This window comes from Salinivibrio sp. IB872, from assembly GCF_001995345.1.
In the GTDB taxonomy this organism is placed as follows: Bacteria; Pseudomonadota; Gammaproteobacteria; order Enterobacterales; family Vibrionaceae; genus Salinivibrio; species Salinivibrio proteolyticus.
The window spans coordinates 1-11,029 of record NZ_MUFO01000062.1 but is presented as its reverse complement, the minus strand read 5'-3'; the positions used below and the strand labels follow the sequence as shown (position 1 = coordinate 11,029).

Below are 11,029 nucleotides of genomic sequence, written 5' to 3'. Positions count from 1 at the left end.
ACGTTAGGAGACCATTAAATCGCACTGAAAATGATCAACAAATTGATCCTTTATTTTCACTCATTTTAATTAATAAACATGGTTCAACGCACGATTTTCATCCTTAATTGACAATTAAGTCATTAAATCGCTAGCCCAGGCATGCCGCGGATCTTCATGCGTTTTCCCTGGGGTTATCTATCTCGTATTTCTCACGCTACCGCCGATCAGTTTTCGGTACCTAACACACCCTTTCCGTCAGCGTTGTCCGGTTAGCTTATCAAAGCCATGCTGATTTTTTCGTGCTTAATTGTCCAAAATGTTAGCGACAGCAGGTTTTGTGCGGGGGCGTGGCTGAAATGGCTTTGCCTACAAAAATAATAGGATCAGGGGGTTATCGCAGTAATTTTATGAAACCAATTTAATATATGGCGGGTATTGGTCTATTTTCCCACACAACACGGAGACGTTGTTATGCGACATCACACCATATACAAGCAGGGATGGCGATCCCTTTTCGCACTTTTATCCACCACCGTCGCGCTATCGGCAACAAGCGCTGAAGGCACTCAAGATACCATTCATGATCCTTGGCTTAAAAAGGTTGTCGCGTTAACAGGAAACCACAAGCCAGGCGATCCGGACCCGACTAGCTATGGCATGGACCCAAAAACGGGTCAGTTTATTCATCCTCAGCAGACCTACCATGCCTACTCACCCAAGCCTTTTGACGGTTTACTCGATTATTGGGATGACAAAACATATAGCAAAAATATGACGCTCGAGGCCTATTACCCCATCACGGTTGAGCCCTTCCACACTTGGCAAAATATTGTCGATTTTTATGGCAGGCGGTATCTGTATCAGTATGTGCGACGCGATCTAAAGATCTTTGATATTACAAACCCAAAAGAACTGAAGTTGTTGTATACCCGCGGTAAGCAATGGGGGCCAAATGGGCCTCAAGGGGAAGAAGTGAACCCCTACCCCAGTGGTGATATGTTTGGCGCGGCCAGCATACAGTGGAGCGAGGCTCGGCAAAATTATGTGATGGTGCAGGCCTTTGAGATCCGTCGCTTCGGGCTGTTGAAAGATAAATTCACCCAGCCGGAAAAAGTCGCACAAATCCGTCATGCCAAGCATTTAAAAGGCTTTAAGGTGTATGACATGCATGGCCCACTTCCTGACCAATGGACATTAATCGCAGAGCGAAGCACCGATATTAACCACCCAGACGCTAAGGTAGGTGAACAACAAGGGTCGGGCGTTCGCGATATTCCCACTTGGTTTGGGGGAAAGACCATGATTGTTGCGGCCGCCCCCGATGCCAGTTATGCATTAACCGAATATGGCAATGATTTATATTCTGCGGGTTATCAATCGTGGGATATGTCTGATCCGGCCAATCCAGTATTTATGGATCAATTGGCAGTGCCGGGGCAAATTCTTAATGAACCCGCGCATCAAAAAGCATATCTCGACAACCCTCGCGCTGGGAATCGTACCTCTTGGATGGGCGCTCGTATGTCGCTGTTTATTCCGACACCGGTCGAAGAAGGCGGGAAATATGGCTATGCCGCGATGGGCGGGCTCGGTTTCTATGTGGTGGATATTTCCAATCCAGCGCAGATGCAAGTGGTGAGTCACCTCGAGTTTGAGCCAAGCGTCGCGGGGACGGAGGGCGACTTTATCGATGTATCACAAGTCGAACAAACAGGCCTCGTCTACTTTAGCGGTTATCCGCTTAATGAGGAGTGTTTTGAACCCTATAAAGACGTGCATATTATTGATGTGTCGGATCCCGCTCAACCGAAAAAAGTCGGCGTTTTACCACGTCCAATTCCGCCAAAAGAGGCTGCTTTTACGGATTTTTGTCAACGTCGCGGCAGCTTCGGGCCAAAACGTACCGGTGCTTACACCCAGCCCGGTATCGGTCGCCAAGGTATTCTTCCCTATAATTTTTATAACGCTGGCCTGCAGGTGTTCGATGTTCGTGACCCACAACAACCTACGATTGCGGCTTACTTCGTGCCCCCGTTCAAGGAAGATGACGTTGCCAGTTATGCGATGGGGAATTTGTCACACAGTGTCTATGTGGAATATGACCGTAACTTATTTTGGCTATTCACTAATCATGGGATCTACGTGCTCTCTTCGCCGGTATTAGGCCAGCCATCCTTTGCACCGCCTAAGCAAGCCTGGCCACCTCGTCCTGCCAGTGTGCGTGATTCCCAATAAATGCTTGTCACATAAAGGAATAAGATGTCGCCGGTTCGCCGGCAACATCTTTTCAGTCGTAAGGCCTCGTTTGGCCCGCCGTCGAGCGTCGGACCAAACTCATGATTCTTTTTCGTTACCGATAAAGCGGTATACGAAAGCGCCCAATATCGCGCCAGCGATGGGGGCAACCCAGAATAACCACAATTGTGCAGTGGCCCAATCGCCCACGTAAAGCGCTACCCCTGTACTACGGGCCGGGTTCACCGAGGTGTTAGTCACGGGAATACTAATAAGGTGGATCAACGTCAAACACAGCCCAATGGCAATCGGTGCAAAACCTTGAGGGGCGCGTTGGTCGGTGGCACCGAGGATCACCACCAAAAACATCATGGTCATCACCACTTCCGAGATCAGCGCCGAGGTTAAGCTATACTGGCCCGGTGAATGCGCACCATAACCATTCGCGGCAAATCCATTCGAGACATCAAATCCGGCTTGTCCACTGGCAATCAGGTACAACACGCCACCAGCCGCTACCCCCCCTAAAACTTGGGCAATAATGTAAGGGAGCAGTTGATTGGCGGGAAAACGCCCTCCCGCCCATAGGCCGATGGACACCGCTGGATTCAGGTGACAGCCGGAAATATGTCCAATGGCAAACGCCATCGTTAATACGGTAAGACCAAAGGCAAGCGATACGCCGAGTAATCCAATCCCCAGCTCTGGAAAGGCTGCTGCTAATACTGCACTACCACACCCACCCAAAACTAACCAAAATGTTCCAAAAAACTCTGCACCATACTTATTCATCCGTGTCTCCTTTTATTGACTCGCATGACTAATAATGTGATGAGTATAGGCACACATTGTGTCTAAGGTATCAATAAGTAGACAGCATTATGTCACGATGGCTAAAAATAAAGGACGTGATTGCATTGTGCCATACTGCCAATGAGCGCTTTTGCTTCCCCCTGCTTTCTCGCTCTTGTAGACTACGCGCGCGTTTATTATCGACTGATAAGAAAATCTATGCCTGCAATAACACCGGCTTTTAAAGTGATAGACGGTTTTTCTCTGTGTGAAACAGACACAGAGCGTCTTAATGTATTTTTTACTTATCTTCGTGAAGGTGAGCCCGAACTCGCAGAATTGCGTCTTGAGCAACTTGTCCTTGCCCTTGCCAATTCCCCCTCTCAGGCATCTTTGTTTGCAAACAGTATTTGCAATGAAGCCAAAACCATTAAGCTGTCTCCGGCTTTTGTCCAATTGGGCATATTTTCTAAAAATGGATTGGTGACGGAAATCTTTCGCCGGCTTTACAACAAGATCAATCCACCACCCAAACGCTGCAACGATATCAACGATTTATTAAGCTATTTCGTTGGAGGCGAAGATAAAGCTTGGGTGAATGCTATCTCGTCTAAATGCTGGTTTAAGCTCTACCGCTTGCTGGTGAAAAGCGCATCGCCTGAAGCCATTCGCACCACCGGCGAATACATTAAAAGTGAGCTTTGTTATTCGCTGGAAATGTTAGCGATTTGGATTGCAGCGGAAGAGCTCGATCCTGAGCTACTGCGGATCGATCGCCGTTTGAACGAAGTGGATTCGCCGTTTATTGCCCTGCAGCGCGAAACCAGTCAATTGGTGGCAACCATCAAAGAAGGCGAGATTGATTCGGTGGATACCGCGCACTTCTGGGTAATGATTGAACAGTGCCAGCTTCAAGTAAAACGGATCCGCACCCGTGGGATCAGCCAGTTTGGCTTCTCAACACACGCGTCACACATGCTTGAGCGTTTAGATCAAACCCTCAACCGCATGGTGCTCTTATTTCAAATCCTTGATTTTCGTCACCCACATCAAAAGGCACGCTGTGTCCTGAATTTGTGGCAACAATTGCTCACCTCAGTCACGGAGCGCAACAGCGTGCGTGCCATCTACCGCAAAAGCACACGCACCTTCTCGCAAAGCGTGACGCAAAACAAAAGCAATCATGGTGAGCATTATATTGCCAAAACGAAAAAGGATTATCTCAATATTCTGAAGGGCGCGTGCGGCGCGGGCGTGATTATAGCCCTGCTTGCGTGGGTAAAAATCTACATTGATACGCTGCAATTGTCGCCGTTTAAAAGCGCCTTTCTGGTCAGTTTAAATTACGGTGTCGGCTTTATGCTGGTGCATGTGCTGCATTTTACGATTGCGACCAAGCAACCAGCCATGACAGCGGCGAATTTTGCTGCCCATGTGGAGAAGAATAAGCAAGGGCGAACACGAAGTAAAAAGCTCGCCCGCTTGTTGATCGATGTTAATCGCTCCCAGTGGTTCGCCGTGTGGGGCAATATTGTCGCAGCCATTAGCTGTAGTGTGCTGGTCAGTTGGGCATTTATGCACTTTTTCAGCGATGCGTTGTTGTCACCCGAGCAAATTGACTATCAGAAACAGTCTATTATGCCTTTCAGTGGCATGGCATGGCTCTACGCCGCGATTGCTGGTGTGTGGCTGTTTCTATCTGGGATCATTACGGGCATTCTAGATAATCGCGCCGACTACATTGAACTGAAAGATCGCCTTGTCGCCCATCCACTCATGCACATTGTGCCTGAGTCACGCCGTGAGAAGGTCGCCTTTTATATTCACGATAATTACGGCGCTTTGGGCGGCAACCTGATCTTTGGCTTTTTGCTCGGCATGACCAGTTATGTGGGTTACTTAATCGATGTTCCCTTGGATATTCGCCATGTCGCCTTCTCTTCCGCCAATATTGGTTACGCGCATGTGAGCGATTTTCACGGTGTGTTGGCCTTTCTTTCTAGCCTGTTCTTTGTGCTGATGATTGGGTTTATCAACCTGTGGGTGAGCTTCGGATTGGCCTTATTTGTGGCACTTCGCTCACGCAGTTGTGAGCTCGACATCAAGTCCGTACGCACCGCTGTATTTAACCAAGTTAAGCAACATCCTGCTTGTTTGTTTTGGCCACAAAACACCGCACCGATGGCTAAAAACTCACCACCCAACGACAAACGGACACCCTAGTTATTTTGCTGTGATGCAGGCTATTTATCGGCCTGCATCACAGCCTTCATGTGCTACGTGCAAACAATTACACGCACGCTTTCTACGCACTCGCAACATCAACCAAATGACTAGATAAATAGACACCCCTTGCCAAGCTTACTTTTCATTAAATGAAAGGAGAGCTAGTCATGTTTCGTTTATCTCGTCTCGTACTCGCCTGCTTGATGGTGAGCACTAGCGCTGCGCACGCACATACTTTGATCGCAAACCATACACCCATGCGTTCGGCTGCTGTTTTAGAGGACGTTGGGGTGCCAAACCAGCTTGTCACCGAAACCGATCTGCTCTTTCAACCGCGCCGTCACCCATTTAACATTGATGATTTTCTCGCCGAGCAATTGCCACATTGGCAACCGGTGAGCGAAGCTATTATGCATTGGAGCGGAGCATCAGGGATTGATCCACGTATATTGATCACCACCCTCATAACCAATGCGCCGGAGTTAGAGCAGGATATCACCCTCGATCGGATCAGCGAACTGAAGTTGCTACAGGCCATCGAGCAAACCGCATCCACGTTGTCCGCTTTGCTTTATCAGCCCAACACGCAGACCTCTAATGCCACGCTGGGACATGCCACACAGGCTCTTGTCAGCACTCTCCATTCTCCGAGTGACTGGCAGACATGGCAGACATGGCAGACACGTTACCAAGCATGGTTTGGTGACCAAAAACCCCTAGGGCAATATGCCATCTCATCACGCAGCTTGATTGCGCCACCTGCAGGGTTTATGCAATGGCCGTGGCGACAAGGCTACGCCTGGATCCCAAATGGCCCACATGCCCATTCAGGATCCGGTTTTCCGCTTTCTTCTATTGATGTCTCTTATGATTGGCCGCAATGGGGAGGCACCACTTACAGTGTGACTGCCGCCCACGATGGTTATGTCACCGTACTATCGCGCTGCCAAGTGCGGGTCACTAACGATAATGGTTGGGCAACCAATTACTATCACATGGACGGCATTCAAGTGCGCAACAATCAGTGGGTGGGCAAAAATACCAAACTCGGCACCTACGCCAGCCAGCGTTCCGTGGCATTGTGCCAAGGAGGCTCCTCGACCGGACCTCACTTACATTTCTCGTTACTCAAAAATGGTCGTTTCGTCTCCATGCAAGATGCGGTATTAGGCAGTTATCGTATACAAACGGGCCGCTATAGCTACGATAACGACTGTCGTTATACGTGGCTTACTCAAACGCAAACCGGGAATAGAGTGTGTCTATGGCGTCGTATTACCAACCCGTAACGGCATGAATCGCTGGGTTCGTTCCGCTTTTAATACTGACATAAAGGTCACTTAATTTGTGGCCTTTATCTTTGTTTTACATAACAATAACATTCATAAAACTTGCGGATAACCTCTCAAAACAAAACAGTCATTTATTCTGTACGCTTTTTTTGTCACTTAATTATTAATAGATAATAATATCGATTAAAATCAGAAACATAAAACGAGACCTCTCTCTCATAAACATCATAAAAACCCACCTTTTTGTAACAAAATCTATACAAGCAAAAAACAAAAAGCCTTGTAAATATTGTTATCTATAAGCCACGTTTGATGGACGAGCAGCACGCTCGTCTTCCTATTAAGCCGTTGGGGAGAAAGGAATCTTTCAACAAAAAAATAGGGCAATAAAAATGAAATTATCCAAGTTGACTTGGTTAGTCACCACAGGGGTTTTTGCAAGCACACCTGCACTTAGCGCAGAGCTAATTAATGTGACCGATGACACCGTTCTGAGTCAGGTTCTCGACCAACCAATCGGTGTATACGCCCCAATGGGCTCGTCAGCCAACCCGCTAGGTTTTAAAGAAGTAAAACGCGTCACGCTGCCTAACGGTAAAGTCAAAGTTCGCTATCAGCAAACCTACCAAGGCGTTCCTGTACTAGATACCAATGTGGTTGCCACTGAAAAAGCCGGAAAACGCAGCAATGTTTACGGCACTATGGCACAAGGCCTTACTGAAGACATCATGACAGTCGCGCCTGCATTGAATAGCCAAGATGCCTTAGGGGCTGCGAAAGCACACTTCACACAGAGCCAGACCACTCTCACTGCCGCTCCCTTTGAAAATGAGAACACCAGACTGGTTGTTCAACTCGATGAAAATCAAAAAGCACAGCTCGTGTATATCGTGGATTTCTTCGTCGCCGCAGAAGAGCCTAAGCGTCCTTTCTATACGGTTGATGCGGAAACCGGTGAAATCATCAGCCAGTGGGATGGGATCAATCATGCAACCGCCGGTGGTACCGGTCCAGGGGGTAATGAAAAGACGGGCCAATATCTGTATGGCACTGATTATGATGACTTCCCCGTCGATAAAGTGGGCGATGTGTGTACCATGGAAACCGACAACGTCAAAACGGTTAACCTGAACCACGGCACATCAGGCACCAACGCGTTTACATACCCATGTCCAGATGGCACCAACTACAACGATACAAAATACACTAACGGCGCATACTCCCCGCTGAATGACGCGCATTACTTTGGTCATGTCGTTTTCAATATGTACAAAGATTGGATGAACACGGCACCATTGACGTTCCAGTTGACGATGCGAGTCCATTACAGCAAGGATTATGAAAATGCCTTCTGGAATGGCAGCTCAATGACGTTCGGCGACGGTCAATCAACGTTTTATCCATTGGTCGATATCAACGTTAGCGCCCACGAAGTCAGCCACGGTTTCACGGAGCAAAACTCTGGACTGGTATACCGCAACATGTCGGGTGGTATTAACGAAGCATTCTCTGATATCGCCGGTGAAGCGGCTGAGTTCTACATGCATGGCGACGTAGACTGGATTGTCGGTGCGGATATCTTCAAAGGTTCGGGCGGTTTGCGTTACTTTGAACAGCCTTCTCGCGACGGCAAATCGATTGACCATGTCGATCAATACTACTCAGGCATGAACGTGCACTATTCAAGCGGTGTCTTTAACCGTGCGTTCTACCTCCTTGCAAATACACCAAACTGGGATGTCCGCAAAGGTTTTGAAGTCTTCACCGTTGCCAACCAACTTTACTGGACAGCCAATAGTACCTTTGATGAAGGTGGTTGTGGTGTCGTTAAGGCCGCAAAAGATCTCAACTACAACGAAGCCGATGTGGTTGCAGCCTTTAATACCGTCGGTGTTAACACCTCTGCTTGCTCTGATGACAACATAGGTTCGGTGTTACTTCCTAACGAGCCAAAAACCGGCCTGAGTGGTAGCCGTGGTTCTTCTGAGCTATTCACTTTCACTGTTGACAGCAACCGTTCGGTAAACGTCACCATGAGTGGTGGTACAGGCGATGCCGACTTATATGTAAAAGCCGGTAGCGCCCCCACCACAAGCGATTGGGACTGCCGTCCTTTTGAATATGGCAATGAAGAATCATGCACTGTCAATGCACAAGCTGGTGAAACCTACCATGTCATGGTGCGCGGCTACTCAAACTACTCAGGTGTGAGCTTGGTTCGCAACTAATCACTCACCCTCATCAGCGCCGCTTTCCGTAGCGGCGCTTTTTTGTCCACCATTTATCTTAAAAGCGCTAACTTTTATCTTAAAAGCGCTAACTTTATAGACAAACCTTGATGTGCTTAGTTTTTTGCACACCAAACGCTATCTTTCTTTGTTAATAAGAGCATCACATAAACCCAATAAAACCATAACCTTAATGTCAATTTTGTTTGGAGAACAGCCAAGCCAAAACGTTAAATGTCGATCATTTTTCTCAGCGTTTTTTTTTCGTCTATGCTGATATAAGCACCCAAAAAATCGGAGGAACTATGCTCAAGCATTTGTTCACCATGGCATTCTCGGTTTGTATTCTGGCCTCTGCGACCGTACGTGCAGACGTACTCACCATGCCATCCCTTGATTGGCCGCCCTATTCCGGCAAAAGCCTACCCGAACAAGGTGCATCGGTCGCGGTGGTTRGGGCTGCAGTTGAAGCGATGGGACATGAGCTCAATGTTGAGTTTTATCCTTGGTCTCGCACCGTGTACTTGGTCAAAAACGATGCCCAATATGCTGGATATTTCCCCGAATATTACTACGAGACTGACGAGTTACTCTTTTCCGACCCGATAGGCACTGGACCCCTTGGTTTTGTCGAAAACACCAATCAACCGATCGAGTGGTCCTCTTTGGATGATCTGGCTTCGCACACGATTGGCGTGGTACGTGGCTATGTGAACACGCCGGAGCTAGATGCACGGATTGCCAATGGCACACTTAAATCGTCTGCTGTGACCAACGACACGCAAAATTTGCAGAAAGTCGGCCGCGAACGCCTGCCGCTGGCGGTCGTCGATGCCAACGTGCTGGCTTACCTTAAAGAAAATGACCCTGCACTGAGTGCTGTGAAAGACAAGCTACAGATGAACAAAAAGCTTCTTGTCGACAAAAAGCTCTACATTGCCTTTGCCGACAATGAAGAGGGACGAAAATGGCGTGACATCGTCAATGAAGGCCTGAAAAAAATTGATATCGAACAGATTATGCAAAGCCACCTAGGTAACTAGGTGGCCCTGCACCAAAGTTAAGTGGGAAAGCACTGCTGTACCACTGGGCGCGGAAAAAAATGGAAGATGAACGCTATGTTTAAAAGTCTGAAAGCAATATTTGTAACGCAAGTAGTTATTGCTGTTTCGGTCGTGTTGGGGATATCAAGTTACATTGATTACCAAAGCACCAAGCAGGAACTCAGTAGCGCACTTGTCGCCACAGTGGACAACGCCACCAATCGTATGAAACTGAGCTTGCCCAAAGCAATTTGGGATTTTGACCTTGAAGCGGCCAAGCTCTCGATCTCCGCCGAGTTAAAAGCCCCCGACATCAAAGGCGTTCGGGTGTTAGATAACCAAGGCGAAGCCATCCTGTTTTTACGCCTCGGCCCTCTCTCAGAAGATGGAGAAAAGCGCCCTCCCGTCGACATTGGCGCCGATCAGCAGGCTTACTATGAAGCCATGCCTAAAGAAGAGAGTGAACTGTCTTTCACCGAGTACGGAGAGACCAATAAAGTCGGTACGGTACAGGTATTTTATAACACTGACCGTTTAGAAGCGGCGCTCGCCGATACCCTATATCGCAATATTATCGAGCTGCTTGTGCTTGATGCGGTGATGATTGTGTTTTTGATCTTAGCCCTGACCGCGACCGTGGTAAAACCACTTAACGATCTCACCGAACGCGTCCGCGAGCTAGCGAGTGGCGATGGCGATCTTTCTAAATTGATCCCGGAACCCAAATATAAAGAATTCGCGAAGATCACCGAGCACATCAATCAATTTACAGCTTCGTTGCGCGAAATCGTCAACGAAGTGACGCAGGCTTCAATCAATTTGGCTGAAGTCGCAGCACAAAGCGGACAGATGGCACGGACAAACGCCGAACGCCTCGAGCAACAAAAACAAAGCCTTTCTACGGTTGCAGCAGCAGCGACTGAGATGAACCAGTCGATTGCGACCGTTGCAGATACCGCGAACGACGCGGCAACCCACGCGCAGGGGGCAACTGATTTGGTCAATCAGGTGTATCACACCATCGAAAGCTCTGCGTCTGAGATCATCAACATGCGTTCTGAGATGGAAAACGTCAACGCCGAAATGCACAAGCTACTAGAGGAAGGCGAGAAGATCTCCGATGTGGTGAACGTAATTAATGATATTTCCGAGCAAACCAACCTACTCGCGCTCAACGCCGCCATTGAGGCAGCGCGCGCCGGCGCCGCCATTGAGGCAGCGCGCGCCGGCG

7 protein-coding genes are annotated in these 11,029 nt (G+C 48.4%); 6 read left to right on the top strand and 1 reads right to left on the bottom strand.

What is annotated here, in order from left to right:
• The first annotated feature begins 453 nt into the window (after positions 1-453).
• Positions 454-2,217 carry a hypothetical protein gene (locus BZJ18_RS15935; protein ID WP_077458224.1) on the top strand — a complete coding sequence of 588 codons (1,764 nt, stop codon included), beginning with the start codon at positions 454-456 and terminating at the stop codon, positions 2,215-2,217.
• Positions 2,218-2,316: 99 nt separating this feature from the next.
• Here BZJ18_RS15935 and aqpZ read toward each other — a convergent pair whose 3' ends face one another.
• Positions 2,317-3,009, bottom strand: coding sequence for an aquaporin Z (aqpZ, locus tag BZJ18_RS15930; protein WP_077458222.1), 693 nt, complete (start codon positions 3,007-3,009; stop codon positions 2,317-2,319).
• Positions 3,010-3,228: 219 nt separating this feature from the next.
• On the opposite strand from aqpZ, the gene BZJ18_RS15925 reads away from it, so the two are divergent.
• The 5 genes from BZJ18_RS15925 to BZJ18_RS15905 form a co-directional block, all read left to right on the top strand.
• Positions 3,229-5,232, top strand: a complete 2,004-nt coding sequence (locus tag BZJ18_RS15925) for a recombinase (protein WP_158011298.1) — start codon at positions 3,229-3,231, stop codon at positions 5,230-5,232.
• A gap of 170 nt (positions 5,233-5,402) precedes the next feature.
• Positions 5,403-6,524 (top strand): M23 family metallopeptidase, encoded by a 1,122-nt coding sequence (locus tag BZJ18_RS15920; protein WP_077458218.1) that lies wholly within the window; start codon positions 5,403-5,405, stop codon positions 6,522-6,524.
• 395 nt (positions 6,525-6,919) lie between these two features.
• Positions 6,920-8,755, top strand: a complete 1,836-nt coding sequence (locus BZJ18_RS15915) for a M4 family metallopeptidase (protein ID WP_077458216.1) — start codon at positions 6,920-6,922, stop codon at positions 8,753-8,755.
• 305 nt (positions 8,756-9,060) lie between these two features.
• On the top strand, positions 9,061-9,798 hold the full coding sequence (locus tag BZJ18_RS15910; protein ID WP_077458226.1) for a substrate-binding periplasmic protein: 738 nt from the start codon (positions 9,061-9,063) through the stop codon (positions 9,796-9,798).
• 75 nt (positions 9,799-9,873) lie between these two features.
• The coding region (locus tag BZJ18_RS15905) for a methyl-accepting chemotaxis protein (protein WP_108743170.1) at positions 9,874-11,029 on the top strand (1,156 nt) is incomplete at its 3' end.

Coding starts and splice junctions, on each gene's coding strand:
- BZJ18_RS15920 (WP_077458218.1), top strand. CDS start 5,403: ATGTTTCGTTTATCTCGTCTCGTACTCGCCTGCTTGATGGTGAGCACT.
- BZJ18_RS15925 (WP_158011298.1), top strand. CDS start 3,229: ATGCCTGCAATAACACCGGCTTTTAAAGTGATAGACGGTTTTTCTCTG.
- aqpZ (WP_077458222.1), bottom strand. CDS start 3,009: ATGAATAAGTATGGTGCAGAGTTTTTTGGAACATTTTGGTTAGTTTTG.
- BZJ18_RS15935 (WP_077458224.1), top strand. CDS start 454: ATGCGACATCACACCATATACAAGCAGGGATGGCGATCCCTTTTCGCA.
- BZJ18_RS15915 (WP_077458216.1), top strand. CDS start 6,920: ATGAAATTATCCAAGTTGACTTGGTTAGTCACCACAGGGGTTTTTGCA.